17 protein-coding genes are annotated in these 17585 nt (G+C 62.0%); 10 read left to right on the top strand and 7 right to left on the bottom strand.

Annotation, left to right across the window (positions count from 1 at the left end; genetic code table 11):
* Positions 1–159 precede the first annotated feature (159 nt).
* Positions 160–1416 carry a threonine ammonia-lyase IlvA gene (ilvA, locus tag AC0L3N_RS06440; protein WP_473546464.1) on the top strand — a complete coding sequence of 419 codons (1257 nt, stop codon included), beginning with the start codon at positions 160–162 and terminating at the stop codon, positions 1414–1416.
* Positions 1413–1979, top strand: a complete 567-nt coding sequence (locus AC0L3N_RS06435) for a DUF1697 domain-containing protein (RefSeq protein ID WP_473546462.1) — start codon at positions 1413–1415, stop codon at positions 1977–1979. Before ilvA ends, AC0L3N_RS06435 begins: the two co-directional genes overlap by 4 nt.
* A gap of 12 nt (positions 1980–1991) precedes the next feature.
* Here the strand turns inward: AC0L3N_RS06435 and AC0L3N_RS06430 are convergent, their stop codons facing one another.
* Positions 1992–2285 (bottom strand): DUF2218 domain-containing protein, encoded by a 294-nt coding sequence (locus AC0L3N_RS06430; RefSeq protein ID WP_473546460.1) that lies wholly within the window; start codon positions 2283–2285, stop codon positions 1992–1994.
* 27 nt (positions 2286–2312) lie between these two features.
* A complete protein-coding gene (gloA, locus tag AC0L3N_RS06425; RefSeq protein ID WP_473546458.1) occupies positions 2313–2753 on the bottom strand; it encodes a lactoylglutathione lyase in 441 nt (146 codons plus the stop codon).
* 240 nt (positions 2754–2993) lie between these two features.
* Between gloA and AC0L3N_RS06420 the strand changes: the two genes are divergently transcribed.
* From AC0L3N_RS06420 to AC0L3N_RS06410, 3 genes are all read left to right on the top strand, one after another.
* On the top strand, positions 2994–3566 hold the full coding sequence (locus tag AC0L3N_RS06420; protein ID WP_206072734.1) for a cold shock domain-containing protein: 573 nt from the start codon (positions 2994–2996) through the stop codon (positions 3564–3566).
* A 111-nt stretch (positions 3567–3677) separates the two neighbouring features.
* Positions 3678–4190: a DUF192 domain-containing protein gene (locus tag AC0L3N_RS06415; RefSeq protein ID WP_473546456.1), complete on the top strand. Its 513-nt coding sequence runs from the start codon at positions 3678–3680 to the stop codon at positions 4188–4190.
* A 20-nt stretch (positions 4191–4210) separates the two neighbouring features.
* The gene (locus tag AC0L3N_RS06410) at positions 4211–4978 is read left to right on the top strand and encodes an alpha/beta fold hydrolase (RefSeq protein ID WP_473546454.1); all 768 of its coding nucleotides are present in this window, start codon (positions 4211–4213) and stop codon (positions 4976–4978) included.
* 284 nt (positions 4979–5262) lie between these two features.
* Here AC0L3N_RS06410 and AC0L3N_RS06405 read toward each other — a convergent pair whose 3' ends face one another.
* Positions 5263–5862 (bottom strand): HD domain-containing protein, encoded by a 600-nt coding sequence (locus tag AC0L3N_RS06405; RefSeq protein WP_473546452.1) that lies wholly within the window; start codon positions 5860–5862, stop codon positions 5263–5265.
* Between the two features lie 246 nt (positions 5863–6108).
* Here AC0L3N_RS06405 and cysE point away from each other — a divergent pair, with 246 nt between their 5' ends.
* Positions 6109–6957 carry a serine O-acetyltransferase gene (gene cysE, locus AC0L3N_RS06400; RefSeq protein WP_473546450.1) on the top strand — a complete coding sequence of 283 codons (849 nt, stop codon included), beginning with the start codon at positions 6109–6111 and terminating at the stop codon, positions 6955–6957.
* Between the two features lie 151 nt (positions 6958–7108).
* Positions 7109–7312: a DUF3126 family protein gene (locus AC0L3N_RS06395; RefSeq protein WP_013531334.1), complete on the top strand. Its 204-nt coding sequence runs from the start codon at positions 7109–7111 to the stop codon at positions 7310–7312.
* Between the two features lie 114 nt (positions 7313–7426).
* Here AC0L3N_RS06395 and AC0L3N_RS06390 read toward each other — a convergent pair whose 3' ends face one another.
* On the bottom strand, positions 7427–8158 hold the full coding sequence (locus AC0L3N_RS06390; protein WP_473546448.1) for a hypothetical protein: 732 nt from the start codon (positions 8156–8158) through the stop codon (positions 7427–7429).
* 161 nt (positions 8159–8319) lie between these two features.
* Between AC0L3N_RS06390 and AC0L3N_RS06385 the strand changes: the two genes are divergently transcribed.
* Positions 8320–8664 (top strand): DUF6949 family protein, encoded by a 345-nt coding sequence (locus AC0L3N_RS06385; RefSeq protein ID WP_473546446.1) that lies wholly within the window; start codon positions 8320–8322, stop codon positions 8662–8664.
* Positions 8665–8683: 19 nt separating this feature from the next.
* On the top strand, positions 8684–9211 hold the full coding sequence (locus tag AC0L3N_RS06380; RefSeq protein WP_473546444.1) for a gamma carbonic anhydrase family protein: 528 nt from the start codon (positions 8684–8686) through the stop codon (positions 9209–9211).
* A gap of 53 nt (positions 9212–9264) precedes the next feature.
* On the opposite strand, the gene AC0L3N_RS06375 is transcribed toward AC0L3N_RS06380, so the two are convergent.
* Together AC0L3N_RS06375 and AC0L3N_RS06370 are read right to left on the bottom strand one after the other, a co-directional pair.
* Positions 9265–9825, bottom strand: coding sequence for an ankyrin repeat domain-containing protein (locus tag AC0L3N_RS06375; RefSeq protein ID WP_473546442.1), 561 nt, complete (start codon positions 9823–9825; stop codon positions 9265–9267).
* 121 nt (positions 9826–9946) lie between these two features.
* A complete protein-coding gene (locus tag AC0L3N_RS06370) occupies positions 9947–10189 on the bottom strand; it encodes a YjiS-like domain-containing protein (protein ID WP_473546802.1) in 243 nt (80 codons plus the stop codon).
* Positions 10190–10361: 172 nt separating this feature from the next.
* Between AC0L3N_RS06370 and AC0L3N_RS06365 the strand changes: the two genes are divergently transcribed.
* Complete coding sequence (locus AC0L3N_RS06365) at positions 10362–12374, top strand: BTAD domain-containing putative transcriptional regulator (RefSeq protein WP_473546440.1); 2013 nt, start codon at positions 10362–10364, stop codon at positions 12372–12374.
* A gap of 137 nt (positions 12375–12511) precedes the next feature.
* Here the strand turns inward: AC0L3N_RS06365 and AC0L3N_RS06360 are convergent, their stop codons facing one another.
* On the bottom strand, positions 12512–17203 hold the full coding sequence (locus AC0L3N_RS06360) for an alpha/beta fold hydrolase (protein WP_473546439.1): 4692 nt from the start codon (positions 17201–17203) through the stop codon (positions 12512–12514).
* Positions 17204–17585: the final 382 nt, after the last annotated feature.

Below are 17585 nucleotides of genomic sequence, written 5' to 3'. Positions count from 1 at the left end.
TATACGGGGAGAAGATGCCGGTAGGCAGATGAGGGGCAGCGCCGACATCCACGATTGGCTTTTCCAACATGAGTTTATCTTAAGCGATTGCCCTGATCAAACACGTACGGCGTGTGCTAGCTTCGCGAACATCACAGACGACCCGGGGTAATTTTTCCGATGACCAGTTTCTCCTCCCGCGTCGCTGCCGCCGCTGCCGCGATCCGCCGGATTTTCCCGGAGACGCCGCTGCAGGAAAACGACTATCTGTCGAAGAAGACCGGCGCGCGCGTGCTGCTGAAACGCGAGGACCTGTCGCCGGTGCGCTCCTACAAGATCAGGGGCGCCTTCAACTTCTTCCGCAAGGCGCTCGATGCCGGCAACGATGCCGAGCTGTTCGTCTGCGCTTCCGCCGGCAACCATGCGCAGGGCTTTGCCTTCGTCTGCCGTCATTTCGGCAGACGAGGCGTGGTGTTCATGCCGGTGACGACGCCACAGCAGAAGATCGACAAGACGCGGCTGTTCGGCGGCGAATTCGTCGAGATCAGGCTGGTCGGCGACTTTTTCGACGACTGCTACCGCGCCGCCTTCGAATTCACCGAGAGTGCTGGCGCGCACATGGTGCCGCCGTTCGACCACAAGGACATCATCGAGGGGCAGGCGACCGTCGCCTACGAGATATCAGGCCAGATGCCGGGCGCGCGGATGCCCGACATCATCATGCTGCCGGTCGGCGGCGGCGGCCTGGCGGCCGGTGTGACGCATTATTTCGCCGACCAGCGCCGCGACGCGCGTTTCGTCTTCTGCGAGCCGGCCGGCGCGCCAAGCCTGAGCGAGAGCCTCGCCACCGGTAAGCGCATCAAGCTCGCCAGGGTCGACAATTTCGTCGACGGCGCGGCGGTGGCCGAAATCGGCCGCGAGCCGTTGCGGCATCTCAGGGCGTTTGCTGCTGACACAGTGCGGCTGATCCCGGAAAACCGGCTCTGCGCGACCATGATCGAGATGCTGAATGTCGAAGGCGTGGTGTTGGAGCCAGCCGGCGCACTGGCGATCGACGCGCTCAAGGATTTTTCGAAGAAGGAAATCAGGGGCAAGACCATCGTCGCGGTGGTTTCGGGCGGCAATTTCGATTTCGAGCGGCTGCCGGACGTGAAGGAAAGGGCGCTGCGTTTCGAGGGGCTGAAGAAGTACTTCATCATCCGCTTTCCGCAGCGGCCGGGCGCGCTGCGCGATTTCCTCGAATTGCTCGGGCCTGACGACGACATTGCCCGCTTCGAATATCTGAAGAAATCGGCGCGCAATTTCGGTTCGGTGCTGATCGGCATCGAAACCAAGGACCGCCGTAATTTCGAGCTGCTCAACGCCAATTTCGAGGCCGAGGGCGTCCAGTATCAGGACATCACCGACAACGAGACTCTGGCCGGGTTCATCATATGAGCGGCCAGGCGAAGATATTCGTTGCGTTGTTTTCCGGCATCAATGTCGGCGGCAACCGCATCGTCAAGATGGCCGAACTCCGGTCGTTCTTCGAGGAGCTCGGCTTTGGCGACGTCGCCACCTATGTGCAGAGCGGAAATGTCGTGTTCCGTTCGGCAAAGGGCGATGCCGCCACTCTGACCAAACAGCTGGAAGCGGCCTTCGAGAAGAAATGGGGATTTCACTCGCGCATCATGGTGCGCGATCTCGGCTGGTTCGTGCGGCTGGTGGCTGAAAATCCCTATCCGGAAGTCGCCGGCGACCCGACGAAGCTCCACGCCTATGTGCTGGAGCACTCCCCGACCGCCGACGAGGTCGCGCGGCTGGCCGAAAAATGCACCGGTCCCGAACGGTTCGAGATCAGGGGCGACGTGCTTTACCTTCACGCCCCGGAAGGCCTCGGCAAATCGGTGTTTGCCAACCTCATCCCGCGCACGCTGAAAGTGCCCGGCACCGCGCGCAACTGGCGCACGGTGCTGATGCTGCTGGAGATGGCCGGTCAGGCTGACCAAACCAGCAGCTGACTGCCGCTTCGTTTACGCTGCCGAAGCCTTTTTCCAGTCGAAGGTCAGCTCTTCGCGGAAAGCGAAGCGTTTGAGGTGATCGGCGACGACCGTTTCCAGGCGCTCCAGCGAGCCGGCTTCGTCAGCGGTTACCGCGATATGCAGCGCTGCCGGATCGGCATCGAGGACCGTGCGGCCCAGTGAGAGGTCGATGGTGCCGTGGTTCGGATCGAACTCGACGGGAAACTTGTGCGCCCAGTGTTTGCAGAGCTGCTGCAGATAGCGGCTCGCATGTTCGGTGGCGACATCGGCATGGCTGGTCGGCATGAATGGATTGTTCCCTGATGTGGCTGGTTACCAGCTTCCGGTATTGGGCATCGAGGCCCAGGGCTCGGCCCTGGGCTTGGCCGGGCCTTTCTGCAAAAGCTCGATCGAGATGCCGTCCGGCGATCTGACGAAGGCCATGTTGCCGTCGCGCGGCGGCCGGTTGATGGTGACGCCCTTGTCCATCAGCCGCTGGCAGGTGGCATAGATGTCGTCGACCTCGTAGGCGAGGTGGCCGAAATTGCGGCCGCCCTTGTAGTCCTCGGGATCCCAATTGTAGGTGAGCTCGATCAGCGGCGCCTTGTCTGCGATGCCGCTTTGCTCGTCTTCGGGCGCGGCGAGGAAGATCAGCGTGTAGCGCCCCTGTTCGTTTTCGTGGCGGCGCACTTCCTTGAGGCCGAGCTTGTTGCAGTAGAAATCGAGCGATGCATCGATGTCGGCGACGCGGACCATGGTGTGGAGGTAGCGCATGTGATCTTCCTCGAAATGTTGCGTTGCGGCGGAACATAGGGGCCACCCGGCCAAAGGGCAATTCCCGATAGCCGGTCCCGCCGGCAAAACAACAAATCCGGTATTCCTGCAATGAACCGTGAAAAAAGGCACGGAAGGTCTTGCACACAGCGGAAGCGGCAGTGTTAATCTAACGTCAAGAATCAGTTGCGGTATTCTTGGAAAAAGGGGGGCGTTGTTATGGGGGAAAAGGCCTCTTTCATGGGGCGGGACGGAACCGGTAACGCCTTGCGAAGGGACGAGAGCGGCGATGCGGCCGATCTCGTCGAAGTTGCGGGCGCCATCAAATGGTTCGACGTGGCCAAGGGCTATGGTTTCATTCTTCCCGATGACGGCGTTTCCGGCGATATTCTCCTCCATGTGACGTGTCTTCGGAAGGACGGTTTCCAGACCGCCCTGGAAGGCGCTCGCGTCGTGTGCCTCGTCAAGCATGGCGAGCGTGGATTGCAGGCGTTCCGTGTGCTCTCCATGGATCTCACCACGGCGACCCATCCGGCGGAAATGCAGGATCAGCGCACCCATGTCTCGGTGACGCCGGAAAGCGGTCTCGAGCGGGCGCTGGTGAAATGGTTCAACCGCACCAAGGGGTTCGGTTTCCTGACCCGGGGCGAGGGCACCGAGGACATCTTCGTCCATATGGAAACGCTGCGCCGCTACGGCATTACCGAGCTCAGGCCGGGGCAGGTCGTGCTGGTCCGCTTCGGGCGCGGCGACAAAGGCCTTATGGCTGCCGAAATTCACCCGGATATGGGTACCTTGCCCGTCTCGCACTAAGGTCCCATCCCGATCGAATCGGGACGCTACCTGGTGCTTTCTACTTGACCATGATCTTTTCCGAACCGTAGGTTCGGGATCATGGTTTAGGACGATGGCCGAGGATTCTGAATGACTTACAGGAACTGGCTGACAACGGGCGTGGTCTGCGCCGCGATCGCCTTTGTCGTCGCCTCAGGCGCTTTCTTCCATTCGCAGCAACCGGCTTCGGCAGACAGCCGGGCGATGATCCTTGCCGTCGACCCGCAGCCGCTGGTCGCGGTGACGAAAGGCGGCGAACGCTCGTTCTCCGTCGAAATCGCCGACACCTCCGCCGAGCGCGAGGCCGGCCTGATGTTTCGCGAGGAGATGGCCGACGATCATGGCATGCTGTTCGTTTTCGAGGAGCCTCGGGATGTGAGCTTCTGGATGAAGAACACGCCGATGCCGCTCGACCTGATCTTTGTCGGTCAGGACGGCAGGATCCGGGCGATCAAGCAAGGCGAGCCGCAATCAGAGGCGATGATCTCGCCCGGCGAGCCGGTTCGCTTCGTGCTCGAGCTCAAGGCGGGCACCGCCGCCAGGGGCGGCATCGAGGCTGGCGACCTGCTGCGTCACCCGGCAATCGGCACTGCGCACGACTGACCGCGCAGGAACCGTCGCAAATGCAGTTTTTCTCCCATGGCAGCTTTGATCTTGCCTTCCTCGACCGCCAGCCGGCAACGGGGCAGGGCGATCCGGTGCTGATGATCCACGGCTTTGCCTCGACCCATTACGTCAACTGGGTGTCGCCCGGATGGTTCAAGACGCTGAACGATGCCGGCTACCGCGCCATCGCCTTCGACAATCGCGGCCATGGCGCCTCGTCGAAGAGCTATGAGGAGGCCGATTATACGCCGGACCGGATGGCGTCCGACGCTGCGGCCCTGCTCGACCATCTCGGCATCGAACGCGCCCATGTCATGGGCTATTCGATGGGCGCGCGGATATCTGCCTTCCTGGCGCTTTCCGACCCGGACAAGGTGGCAACGCTGGTCTTCGGCGGTCTCGGCGTCGGCATGGTCGACGGCGTCGGCGACTGGGATCCGATCGCCGCTGCCCTTCTGGCCGACGACCCTGATGCCACCAGCCATCCGCGCGGCCGTTCGTTTCGCGCTTTCGCCGACCAGACCCGCAGTGACCGCCGGGCGCTGGCCGCCTGCATTGCCACCTCGCGGGAATTGCTGGCCGAGGCCGACATTGCGCGCATTGCCCAGCCGACATTGATTGCCGTCGGCACCAAGGACGATATCGGCGGTTCGCCCGACGAACTGGCCGTCCTGATGCCGAACGCCAGGGCCTTTCACATCGAGGGCCGCGACCACATGCTGGCCGTCGGCGACAAGACCTTCAAGCAGCGGGTGCTGGAATTCTATGCCGAAAATCCGTTGTGAGCACATCGGTGGTTGAGTTGCGCGAGAAGATGAGCGAACCGCCTCCGGCGACATTTTTCCCGTCCGGAGCATCGGGCGTTGAGATCCAGGTCGAGCCCAACCCGGAGATGGCGCAAGCGCCACTCGCTCGCTGCATTCCTCGGCCACTGTAGCGGCATGGATCCATGCCATGACCTTCGAGCGTCGCGGCCTTCGTAGGATGGGCTTGCCGGAGGCTGGAGCCATGGGCCGGTCGACCGGCATCACCTGAAGAGAAACACGCTCTAAGGGCTTTCCGGGTCAGGTCATGCCTCAAGCGCTTCGATCGAACGCGCCATGTTTTGCCGAGCCTGAGCCTCGAACCGCTGGCGGAACTCCTCGGTGTGAAAGATGCGCGGGCGGGCGAGGAAACTCTTCAGAACAGTACTGCGGCCGGCACGCCACATCGGCTCTTCCACCCAGCCATATTCGCGGCGAACCGCCTGTTCATAGGCGTTGAACGCATCAGGCGTCGCACCCAGGATCGCCAGGTCGATGTCGAGAAACAGCGCTGCGTCGCGGGCGGCATTCTCGTCGTCAAACTGCGGCAACTCATGCGTGGCGGTGGCTGATATCATCGCCGTGATGCGGCCAAGGCGCTGCGCATCGGTGCGGCCGGCGAGCTTTTTCTCGGCAAGGGCGGCACTCCTCGCTTCGTTGTCCTTGGCCCGGCTGTCATAGACGGCGTCGTGAAACCAGATCGCCGCTTCGACCGCCTCGGGGTCGTGCAGGGACGCCCGATAGTCGCCGGCCAGCGCCAGCATCGCCTCGATATGGGCAAGGCTGTGATAGTGGCGGCCCTCGGCCCGGTAGAGCGCGGAAAGCTCATTCTTCATCGGCGCGTCGATCAAGGCTTCGTTTTCCATGGCCGCTTGAATTTCCGTGAACCAAATCCATTTGACAAAGCACTAAGGAAAATTGAGTTCAACCGTGCTATGATCTGGCTTATAGAGCATGTCGCGCAAAAGTGCGCAGCGGTTTTGGGACAACGACATGCTCAAAACAGGCACTTGATGCGCATCGCCTGAATCACTTTGATCGCGATTCGCATTATGCGGCCGGAGAATAGGCAAGTCGCCAAGCCGGAGACGTTAGATGGCCGGAGATCATTGATGAACAGCGTTACGATTGCCCGCCCCAGCATGGTGAAGCCGATCGACCCGATCTGGCGCTCGATCCGCGACGAAGCGATGGAGGCGGTCAACCGCGATCCGCTGCTGGCGGCATTCCTCTATTCGACCATCCTCAACCAGGAAAACTTGGAGGAAGCGGTCATCCATCGGCTGGCCGAGCGGCTCGCCCATCAGGATATCGGTTCCGATCTCATTCGCCAGACATTCAAGGCGATGGCGGCCGATGACAACGACTGGTCGTCGACGGTGCGTGTCGACATCCAGGCCTATTACGATCGCGATCCGGCCTGCGACCGCTTCATCATGCCGGTGCTCTATTTCAAGGGTTTTCATGCCATCCAGACCCACCGGCTGGCGCATTGGCTGTGGAACCAAGGCCGCCAGGACTTCGCGCTCTACCTGCAGAGCCGGTCGTCCTCGGTGTTCCAGACCGACATCAATCCGGCCGCCCGCATCGGCAAGGGCATCTTCCTCGACCATGCCACCGGCCTCGTCGTCGGCCAGACGGCGGTGATCGAGGACGACGTGTCGATCCTGCACGGCGTGACGCTGGGCGGCACCGGCAAGGCCGGCGGCGACCGCCATCCAAAAATCCGCTATGGCGTGCTGATCGGCGCCGGCGCCAAGATCCTCGGCAACATCGAAGTCGGCCATTGCTCGAAGATCGCGGCAGGCTCGGTAGTGCTGTCGCCGGTGCCGCACAACAAGACGGTTGCCGGCGTGCCGGCCCGCGTCGTCGGCGAGACCGGCTGCGACCAGCCTTCGCGGCAAATGGACCAGCTTTTGCCGTCGCAGTCGATGGATCACGTCGTCAGCTTCGATATCTGATTTCAAGTCCGCGGGGCGGGCAGCCGAACTCCGTTTGCCGGCTCCGCCGCCTGTCGGTTCTCGCATATCCGGTCAGCTTGCCTTTACATCGCCATTGTCGACGTGCCAGAAGCGCGCTCAAACGAGCAAGACCGACGATCGGAGAAGACTTTTGAAGCCGGACGAAATCAGAAAGCTGGACGCCTATTTCAAGCGCGTCTTCCAGAACCCCAAGCTTGAAGTGAAGGCGCGGCCGCGCAAGGACGATTCGGCCGAGGTCTATGTCGGCGACGAATTCCTCGGCATCGTCTTCAAGGACGAGGACGACGGCGACTATAATTTCTCGATGGCGATCCTCGACATCGATCTGGCCTGAGCCGGGGATTCGCGGTTACCGGCAGGCGCCCGTCATCCCTGGGCGGAGAAGGGGGCTCCGCCGTTTGCGATTTGCCTCCAAAGCGCGTCGCATAATCCCTTCAGACACAAAGCGTTAGCGCCCTGTCTTAAGCATACGCGCAGCCTCGGCGGCGATGGCTGCGTCGAGCGCCTGCCAGTCGCCTAGAAATTCCATGGGAAAGCGGTAGGTGAGGCTGAGACTGTTGCCGACCAGAATGTCGCGTTCGCAGGGCGCCAGCGATTGCGCGGCACTTGGGCCGCTCAGGCAGCGGGCCACGAACGGGTCCTTGCCCCGGCTATTGGCGACCGCCAGCACCTCGTTGAAATAGCCTGAGTTTTCGGTGAAGCCGTAGAGCGTCGTGCCGCCCGGGCCGGGCGTGCCGGGCTGGACAATCAGTGCGCTGTAGATCGGCGCGAAGCGCCCGCTCATGTCACGCGACATGACCTGTCGTTCGAACGACAGAAAGATAATCCTCTTGCTCGATCCGGTGTGGTTGAAATCGTCGCGCGCGGCCTCGCTGTAGCCGTCCATTTCGGGATAGCGCAGATAGAGGTCGAACCGCGAGGCGATGCCATCGCGCCGGGCCTGGTCGAAGCGGATGACATTGGCCGGCACGGCGATGACGTTGTTGCCGATCACAACCTCGTGGATTGTCGTGTCGTCGGTGTATCCGGCCATGGCGATCGAGCGGCCAAGCCATTTGCCGCCAAGGCTGATCGCCACCGAAAGCATTGCCAGCCCCGCGAACACGTAGAACACCCGCTTCATCAGCTTGGAATCGACGACGGTGAGCTGCGGACCGTTGGCGGTGGCTGTCTGCTTCATCGCGATCCCCAATTTCGGCCGCCCGTCCCAAGATGTCCCTGGGTGTCCCCTGGAGACGTCCCTCTTGGGTGTCCTTAAGCAGCACATGTGGCGCGGCACGGCTCTTGCAACGGCGCCTGTCGAACACGACTGTGCGATTTCATGGTAAATGGAAGGTAAAGATGGGTCCGGTCGAACACACACTCTTTGCTTTTATGGTTGGGCTGACGGCGTGCGGCCTGACCGGATCGGCTATGGAGCTGATATCAGGCCGCCGGCTTGCCTTCGTCGAGCCCTCTGTGTCGCCGGCGCATGTGCTGCGCTCGCTCTTCGCGACGGCCTGCGCCGGGCCCCTGATGTTCGCCAACGAAGCCCTCCACGCCTGGCGGGAAGGCCGCATTTCCGCCCCGGCGCTGATCTCTTGCGGTTGCACCGCTACGGTCTGGGCCTTGGCGTTGGGCGTCGTGCTGATCGACATTGCATCCCGAGCGGGCATTCTCCTAGGTTCGGCTGATTTTTCAGTGTGAGACGATTCGGAGGCGAAAAATGCCGCTCTATGCGATCGACGGAAAAGCCCCTGGTTTCGAGGACGCGGACAGCAACTGGATCGCGCCCGACGCGACATTGATCGGCGATGTCAGGGTCGGCCGCAATGCAGGCTTCTGGTTCGGCGTCGTCATCCGCGGCGACATCGAGCCGATCGTTATCGGCGCTGATACCAATGTGCAGGAGCACACGGTCATGCATACCGACGTCGGTTTTCCCCTGACCATCGGGCAAAGCTGCACGATCGGCCACCGGGCCTTGCTGCATGGCTGCACGATTGGCGACAACAGCCTGATCGGCATGGGCGCCATCGTGCTGAACGGCGCGAAAATCGGCAAGAACTCGCTGGTCGGCGCCGGCGCGCTGGTCACCGAAGGCAAGGAATTCCCCGACAATTCGCTGATCATTGGCTCGCCCGCGCGTGTGATGCGAGAGCTGGACGATGCCGCGGTAGCCAGGCTGCGCGCTTCGGCCGCGCACTACGTTGCCAACGGCAAACGCTTCAAAGCGGGACTGACGAAGACCTGAGGCCAGCCTTGCTCAAATCTTCGGCTATGGTTTCACCGGCATCGTCCCCCAACTCACCGTCCATTGGAGCCGCGCCTGGTCATCGCATCGCGCAGCAACGAAGCGCCGGCTTCAAAGCCGGCATTGTCGGCGTCCTCGAGGGCCGTCGTATAGTCGTCGATGCGGGTTTCGAGCGATGGGTCGGCGCCCGCCGCCAACAGCAGGCGGATGGCATCGACGCTACGGATGGCGACCGCATAGTGAAGCGGCGTCCAGTCGTTTACGCCCCGCATGTTCAGGTCTGCGCCACCATCGATCAGGATTCGGACGATTTCCAGTCTGTCAGCCCGGTCGGCGGACAGTGCCGCAATGATTGCCGGAAAACCGCCGTGGTGGTGATAGTTCGGGTCCGAGCCCGCATCCAGTAAGATCGAGATGAAAGCGGCGGGGCTCCAATAGATCGCATACTCCAGTGGATGCCCAAGGCCGAGTTCAAAGGGCATCTGCTCGTCGAACCAGCCGGGTGAGCCGCCGAGAGCCACACCGAGGCCCTCGAAGTCGCCCGCCTTGAACGCGTCATCGATGGCCTTGAACAGGCGGTGGCGCTCGCATCGATCTTCCGGGATTTCCAACATCGCAGCGATCCGGAGGTTGAATTGGCCGCCATATTGCTCCCATCCGCCGCTGCCTGAAAGCCTCATGGGCGGGTTGCGATTGGAGAGCAGGTCGATAGCTTTGCGCAATGGTACGCCGATCTTACCGCATCGACATCAAGTTCGTCATCAGACCTGCCTTGATGTCGAGTGCGGGTCGATGGGCCTCCGGATGACCGATGTCGTTCAGCTGATCGGGCGTCAAGTCGGCTAGTGCCCTGCGTCTTGCGACGGTCCGTCGCCATCCCCCGAAGGCGGCGATCATTTGTGCTATGCTTTTCCTGCTAGATCCAAACAGGCGTTTTTTCGACGCGCTGCGGCCGGTGCGAGTTTCCGTATGAGCCATTTCTAGTCTCCCATTCGATGTTTGTGGGTGGGAGCGTGCCACGCGGGTGTTTTCGGGCTGTTCGGCTGTGCGTGAAAAGAACGGAAAAGTCCGACGAGCTGCCGTTAAATCGGTGTTAAAATTATCTTCTGAAATGTATTCTGCCGCGGCGGTCAAAGTCTGGAGACCATCTGTGCGCATCAGGTTGCTGGGCGGCCTCGAGATTACTTCGCCGGAGCGCCGGCCCGTCCGTTTCGCCACGCGCAAGACTTCGCTGCTTTTTGCCGCCCTGGTGCTGGCGGGCCGCCGCGGCCATCGTCGCGAGCAGCTTTCCGAAGCCTTTTGGCCGGGACGAAGCAATGGCCAGGCCCGCAATAGTTTGCGGCAAGCGCTGGTCGACATCCGGCGCTCGTTCCCGATCAGCAAGGATGCCACCCTCTACATCGATGGGGATCAGGAAGCCGTCGCGCTGATTGCCGGTCCGGATGAGACGGACATCTCGATCTTCGACCGCAAACTGGAGGAGGGCCGGGTGGCGGATCTCGCCTACGCCGCCGACCTCTACCGCGGTGGGGTGCTTGCAGGGGAAGCCATTCCTGAGGAACTGGATGAGTGGTTTGGACCCTATCTGAACAGGTATCAGCGCAAGGCGCTGCAGTTGGTGGATCGGCTGAGCCTCGCGCTGCCTACCCCCGGCTCGGCGGAAGAGACCGCCTGCGAGGGGCTCGCGGAGAGATTGCTCGCCTCAGATCCCACCGCGGAGGCCGCCCATCGGGCGCTGATCCGGATCCACGCGCATCGCGGTCACGAAAACGCGGCCTTGCGCCAGTTCGAGCTCTGTCGGATTGTTCTGAAAAAGCAGCTGGACGCGGAGCCGGAGGCGCAGACAAGCTCACTGGCGGCTTCCCTGCAGTCCCGCGATCGAACTGGACATCAGCGGCCGGGGCCAAGCTCTGGCGTCGCGGCGCCGGCGCAGGTGCTGGCAGTCCCAACGAGACACGATGATCGACCGTCGGTGGCAGTGTTGCCGTTTCAAAATCTGAGCGGCGATCCAACGCAGGACTATTTTGCCGATGGCATTGTCGAGGACATTATCACCGTCCTGGCTCAATTCCGCCATTTGTTCGTCATCGCCCGGAACTCGAGCTTCACGTACAGGGAACGGGCTGTCGACATTAAGCAGATCGGGCTGGAGTTGGGCGTCCGCTATATCGTCGAGGGAAGTGTGCGGAAAGCGGGTGAGCGCCTGCGCATCACCGGACAACTCCTCGACGCTTCGAGCGGCCTCCACCTGTGGGCTGACCGTTTTGAAGGTACTCTAGCCGAGGTTTTTGATTTTCAGGACCAGATCGCCTCGAGCATAGTCGGCGCGATCACCCCAAAGGTCGAGGAGGCGGAAATTGAACGCGCCAAGCGCAAGCCGACTGAGGACCTCGACGCCTACGACTATTATCTGCGCGGGTTGGCGTCCCACGACCGAGCGGTCAACACCAAGGAAACCATGGATGACGCTCTGCGGTTCTTCATGAAGGCGATCGGCTGTGACCCGGTGTTCGCTGCCGCCTATGCCCGGGCGGCGCGCTGCTATGCGGCGCGAAAGAGCAACCGCTGGATGATCGATCGCTTAGAAGAGACTGCCGAGGCGACCCGACTGGCAAAGAGAGCGATCGAACTTGGATGGGACGATGCAATTGCCCTTTCGTACGGCGGATACGTGCTCGGCTATGTAGGCGGCGATGTGGAGGAAAGCGCGGCTTGCATCGAACGTGCGCTTGGCCTGAACCCGAACTTGGCTGCGGCGTGGGGTTACAGCGCCTGGGTTCAAGCGTGCTTAGGCGAGCCGGAGAAAGCCGTCGAGCGCGCCGCGCAGGCAATGCGCCTCAGTCCGTTCGATCCTCGCTTTTTTGTTTGGGAATTTTGCACCGCGCTCGCTCACTTTTGTGCCGGGCGCTACAACGATGCTGCTGAGTGGGCGAAAAGGTCTTTGCGCTCGCAACCAAACTACGCGAGTGCGACGCGTGTGGCGACGGCAAGTTACGTCTTGGCCGGTCGGCTTTCGGAAGCCGAGAAGATGATGGCTCGCCTGCGCGAACTCGATCCTACGTTGCGGCTTTCGAATCTCGCCGAGGTGCTGCCGCCGTTTTATCGACCGGACGATCGCAGCAGATATATCGAAGGCCTTCGCAAGGCGGGCCTGCCGGACTAACGCGGTATCACCGTGAAGCGAGGCATGTCGGCTTCACCGACGCATACTGGATTTCGAAAACCTAGCGTAGCCGGATGCTTATTCAGCCGCAGTGGCGGCGGCGCGGTTGCTGGGCACGCGTCACGTAGCCACGTTGGCTAGAAGAACTCACGCGCCGCCCGCGCATCCTGGCTGTCGTCGAGCTTACCGACAAGCTCGCCGTGAGGCGCGATAAATTCACGCGCTTTCTCGACATCTCCAAGGCTTCGAAGACAGCGAGCGAGTTCCACAGCGATACGCAGTTGGCCAATCGCGGAACGCTGCAAGGTAGCGACGTTCGCAGCGTTGTGGAGCATCTTCTCGATCTCGTCAGGTCCGCCACCGCTCTTTTCGCGGATACAGGCTTCGATCCTAAGTACTTCGGCGAGCTGGAAATAGGTTCCGTTGTAGCGGCCGAGCTCGAGGGCAGCTTCAACCGACTTGCGAGCGCTGTCCAGCCTGCCGCTGTCGCCCAGCGCTTCGGCGTAAAGGCCTATCAGATAGGGCAGCCCCATTTCGGCGCCGGTCCGGCGAATGGCAGATATAGCTTCCTCCATGCCGCGCAGGCCGGCCCCCCGTTCCCCAAGCCGGAATTGCCCCCATCCAACCTGGAACGCGGCTTGGCCGACGAGGAGCGGCAACTGGAATTTCTCTGCTATCTGCAACTCGCTTTCCGCCGCCCGAAGCGCGGCCTCAGGCTCCCCCGCGAACATATGGAGGTAGCTGGTCCCCCAATACGCAAGCGCCATGCTCAGCGGATGCTCGAAACGTCCGGCGAGCCCGGTTGCGTCTTCGCACCGTAGCCTTGCCTTATCCGGCTCGCCGGCCAGCCAGGCTGACAATCCCGAGAAGCAGCGGCAGCAGACGCCCGGGTCGTGACCGGAGTACTTGTACGTAAGATAATGATCGCGGTCGGGGTCGTAGAGGCCGATGGCGCGTTCCGCATGGTTCTGGGCCGCCGCGGTCTCCCCAAGGAAGAAATTGTTTGTCCAGAACATGTGCTCGGTCTCGATCGCGAGACCGGGATCGCTGTCGTCCTTAGCCATGCCAGCCCATCGGCAGGCCAGTTCCTGCGCCGCTGCCGGCTTACCGCTAAGCATGTAGTATTGGGCTCTCCCGCGCAGCGCCGTGAACAGACGCGCCTGGTCGCCGATCTTACCGCAAAGTTCCTCGGCGCGCTCGAACGCGGCGAGCACTTCGGTCGCACCCCAGCCACGAGCCGCCATGAGGGCCACGCCCCTCGCGAGCTGGAACTCGATCTCTTGCTCATCGGCGTCGGCGACATCGTTGCTCCTCAGCAGCCTGACCCCAAGGTCCAGCTGCTCAAGTGCACTGACGTGCGCCGACCGCCTGATCGCCTTGCGAGCCGAGATCAGAAGATAGCCGACGGCTTCGACCCAGAGGTGAGCCTGTTGCGCGTGTCTGGCCAGGCGTTCGCTGTGCTCCTCAAGCCGGTCCGCGTAATGGGCCTTCAATTCGGCAAGCGCAGTCCTGTGGAGCTCAATGAGCGCCGACGATACGATACGTCCTGACACAGCAGTTCGGATGAGGACGTGCTTGAAGCGGACGAAAGCCTCGGGAAAAACCTGAAGCTCCACTAGGAGATCGGCCTTCTTCAAATTCTCGAGGGCGGCATCGAAGCGAAGGTTCGACAGCGTCGCCATCCTTCGTAGCAAGGGCACCGGAATCTCTCCGCCGAAGATCGAGGCGACCTCGGCTACCCGCTTCGAATCCTTGTCGAGACGTTCGAAGCGAGCGTCGACGATCGTCTGGATACTCGCCGAAACGACGATCTCGTCGACCTCGCCAGAAGGCCGGTAGCGGCCCGGCTGCCCTTCCAGCTTGCCGGTCTCGGCGAGAGCGCGGACGGTCTCTTCCAGGAACAATGCATTGCCTTTGCACGCATCCCCGACTGCACCGCGGAGCTGCGCCAGCTCAGGGTCCCCGCCAACCAGGTAGTCAAGAAATGCTGCTGCTTCGGCCGTATTGAACGCCGGCAGGCGGATTTCGGAAGGTCCTGCAGCGGCGAAGGCACCGCGATCGTATTCGGGTCGACAGGTCAGGATAAGCAGGCAGCGGACAGTGGGCAGTGCCTGCGCCAGCCGCACCAGGACCCCCTCACTCTCGGCGTCTATCCAATGAAGGTCCTCGACCAGGAGAACGACGGGCTTCCTGCGGCCAAGGAAGAGCAGAAGCCCAACCGCTGCTTCCTGCATGCGCCGGGATCGCTCCTGGCCAGAAATGATAGCCCAGTTCGGATCCTGAACGGGCAGTTCCATGACTGCCATGATCGGATCGAGGAGCCGCTCATCGAAGCCTTGCGCGCTTTGCGCGGCCAGTACCTTTTCGATTGCGATTGGCGGCGCTTCGGTGTCGCCCACGCCGAACAGGGTTTGCAGCAGCTTCCGAATTACGACGAAGCCGCTGCGCAGGTCCGTTTCGAGCGCGCCGACCTCCAGATTCTCAGCATCATCGTGAGGTATGGCCCCAACGAATTCATGCGTGACACGCGACTTGCCGTGACCGGGATCGCCGACCACGAAAACCGTCTGACCTTCGCCGTCGAATACGTCATGCCAGGCCTTGTTCAGAATCTGCAGCTGCATCTCGCGGCCGACGAACGGCGACAGCTGCGTTTCGGCGCGCAACTGCCAGCGCGAGCGGCCCCGCCTGATCTCGATCACTTCAAAGAGCCGCTGGTTCTTCGGGTATTCCGACAGAAGTGGCGCTGCCAGCGCTTCCATACTGACGAAGCCGCCAGCCGATGCCCGGGTCCTGGCGGTTGCCACCACGAGATCGCGCCCCAACGCCTGGCTCAGCGTATGGGCCACGGACACCGGCCCGCCGCGTACCTCCAAAGCCCCGTCACATGCCGGGCTGACGATCACGACGCCTGTGTCCAGGGCAGCACGAACGCCGGTCATCCAATCGCCATGGCGCAGCGCGAGCTCGCGCAGCGCGAGTGCGGTCCGGCAGGCAAGTGCAGCATGTCCTTCGAGCGGCTCAGGCGCGCCAAACGACGCGACGAGCTCATTCTCGGAAATCGTCAGAACCGTTCCTCCGTTGTCACGCACGAGTGCGGTGGCCTGCATGAGGAAGGGATCGACCCGCTCCAGCGCGACATCGGGAGGCAGGTTCTCCATCACCGGTTCGGCGTATTGGAAATCGGCGCACAGGATCGTTGCCTGTCGCCGCGTCCTCGGGTCGACCGCAACGACCGTTTGCGCCTGAAGCGCCTCGTTGGCAAATGCCGACGCCTCGAGAATGAAGTTGCGGAACGCGGGTTCCTCGGCAAGAAGGATGTGATTGGCGCTTTCCAGTTCGACGAAGCGGGCACCAGTTATCGATCTGGCGAGCTCCAAACCTTCCGAGAAAGGCGCGACCCGGTCGCCGTTGGCATGCAGGACGAGCGCTGGCACATGCAGCCGTTCAAGCGATCGCGATATGTCAATGTCGGCAAAGACATAGCTCAACCGCATCGCGTTTTCCGGCGTGAGTGTCCGGCGCTGCAGCTCATTGAACCAATCCATCTGCACGCGATTGGCGCCCGGTATAAACAGGTTGGTGAACATTTGGCGGAACAATGGGTCGTCCTGACCCCAGCCCCGGCGCATCAACGCCGAGATTGCTTCGCGTCTGACGATCTCCGCCGCATTTCCGCGCGCTCGCCATCCACGAACATATCCCCCCCAAATCAAGAGACCCGCGACCTTCTCGGGATGGCGAATGGCGTATTCGACCGAGAGAGCACAGCCTTGCGATATTCCAAGGAGGACGAAACGGTCGAGGCCCACGGCCTCCACGACGCATTCGAGATCGTCGACGAATGCATCGAAAGACACATCCTCACAGACTGTGTCGGAAAGGCCGTTCAGGCGCCCGTCGTAGCGTACAAGCGTGAAGCCGCTGGACAGGCCGTCGATCCAATGTCCCCAAACCGGGCTTTCCCAATCGAAGTCGAGATGGGACATCCAGTGCGAGGCACGCACGATCGCTGGCCCGGATCCGCTGATGACATAGGCGATCTGGGTGCCATCGCGGGCATTGACGTAGCGTATCTGCTGCTTACCTGACGAAACCTTCGTCGAAGGCGACGGGACGGGTTCGGGCACAGGCCCCGTCAGCGGAGGTTCGGGGGCCGGCCGGCTAACAGGTCCAGCCGTCGTGCCACTTCGGATCGGGGCAGCGGCGACGGTCAGTCGAGCCTGATCGTTAATGCGGGCGATCTCGTCTGCTAGATCATTGTCCGGAAGAAGTGACTGCAGCGTGTGCAGGTGGGGAAGCGCCCGCTCAGGCTCGTCGCCCAGGCGATCGATCAGGGCGCGTAGCGCCTTCAGGTGCAGAATCTCGGTCTCGTTCGAACAATAGACGCGCCAAGCCTCGAACGCCTGGCAGCGCGGCAGATAGAGGTCCGACAAGAACGGGCCGGCGAAAGCCGCAGCGATCGCTTCCAGACGCTCTGTAGGCAGCGAACCAACCGCATCGGCCGACAGGCCCCTGATCAGATCGTAGTCGAGCCAGATCGATCCCGGCTTCAGTTGGACCACGTTGCGATCGGCCGCAAGCCGGGTCTCGCCGTCGGCGTTTAAGATCTGGCGCAGCTTCGAAAGGCTCCAACGCAGCGCGCCCCGAGGATCATCAGGGACGTCCCAGAACATCTCACAAAGCCACTCGCGGCGCTGCTGCTTTTGCTGCACGGCCAGATAGGCGAGTAACGCCCGCGTCTTGCGCGATTGCGTTAGGGCCACAGGCTCGCCGTCACGGCGAACCGTGAGGTCGCCAAAGACCCTTACTTCGAAGGCCGAGCTCAATCCGGTTGTCCTGACCGTATGGTCGGCCTTACATTAGCGACGAAGCATTTGGGTTCGCAACACCCAAACCGATGGCGGACGTGTCTTCACGCCCGCCATCGCATTTGACCCGTACTCCGTCACCGGATCTCAGCCCTGCGAGCGATCTCGCAAAGGCGTCTGAAGTTAATCACCCGGTCGAGGTGCTCCCGGACTGCCTCGAGCGGCGGACCTTTGCGGATGTCTTTCCACAGAGTGGATGTCGGGGTTGCATAGATACCGAATGAGATGTTCATAAAGTTGGCTCCTTGGTTTGCAGCGGACCATTCCGCTTAGTTCCTCGAACATGCGTTCTGCCCGTTGGAGACAGCGTGTGGGAGAGCATGGAAATGCGGAGCCGCCC

It is taken from the genome of Mesorhizobium sp. WSM4807 (assembly GCF_055811615.1).
Note: the sequence above shows the minus strand (reverse complement) of the source record. Positions and strands in the feature narration are given on the sequence as shown.

What these genes read in the sequence shown, in the direction of transcription:
- AC0L3N_RS06405 (WP_473546452.1), bottom strand. Translation starts at nt 5,862, where the DNA reads ATGGAAAACGAAGCCTTGATCGACGCGCCGATGAAGAATGAGCTTTCC.
- AC0L3N_RS06370 (WP_473546802.1), bottom strand. Translation starts at nt 10,189, where the DNA reads ATGGCTCATACGGAAACTCGCACCGGCCGCAGCGCGTCGAAAAAACGC.
- AC0L3N_RS06420 (WP_206072734.1), top strand. Translation starts at nt 2,994, where the DNA reads ATGGGGCGGGACGGAACCGGTAACGCCTTGCGAAGGGACGAGAGCGGC.
- AC0L3N_RS06435 (WP_473546462.1), top strand. Translation starts at nt 1,413, where the DNA reads ATGAGCGGCCAGGCGAAGATATTCGTTGCGTTGTTTTCCGGCATCAAT.
- AC0L3N_RS06430 (WP_473546460.1), bottom strand. Translation starts at nt 2,285, where the DNA reads ATGCCGACCAGCCATGCCGATGTCGCCACCGAACATGCGAGCCGCTAT.
- AC0L3N_RS06415 (WP_473546456.1), top strand. Translation starts at nt 3,678, where the DNA reads ATGACTTACAGGAACTGGCTGACAACGGGCGTGGTCTGCGCCGCGATC.
- AC0L3N_RS06410 (WP_473546454.1), top strand. Translation starts at nt 4,211, where the DNA reads ATGCAGTTTTTCTCCCATGGCAGCTTTGATCTTGCCTTCCTCGACCGC.
- AC0L3N_RS06380 (WP_473546444.1), top strand. Translation starts at nt 8,684, where the DNA reads ATGCCGCTCTATGCGATCGACGGAAAAGCCCCTGGTTTCGAGGACGCG.
- gloA (WP_473546458.1), bottom strand. Translation starts at nt 2,753, where the DNA reads ATGCGCTACCTCCACACCATGGTCCGCGTCGCCGACATCGATGCATCG.
- AC0L3N_RS06390 (WP_473546448.1), bottom strand. Translation starts at nt 8,158, where the DNA reads ATGAAGCAGACAGCCACCGCCAACGGTCCGCAGCTCACCGTCGTCGAT.
- AC0L3N_RS06375 (WP_473546442.1), bottom strand. Translation starts at nt 9,825, where the DNA reads ATGTTGGAAATCCCGGAAGATCGATGCGAGCGCCACCGCCTGTTCAAG.
- cysE (WP_473546450.1), top strand. Translation starts at nt 6,109, where the DNA reads ATGAACAGCGTTACGATTGCCCGCCCCAGCATGGTGAAGCCGATCGAC.
- ilvA (WP_473546464.1), top strand. Translation starts at nt 160, where the DNA reads ATGACCAGTTTCTCCTCCCGCGTCGCTGCCGCCGCTGCCGCGATCCGC.
- AC0L3N_RS06385 (WP_473546446.1), top strand. Translation starts at nt 8,320, where the DNA reads ATGGGTCCGGTCGAACACACACTCTTTGCTTTTATGGTTGGGCTGACG.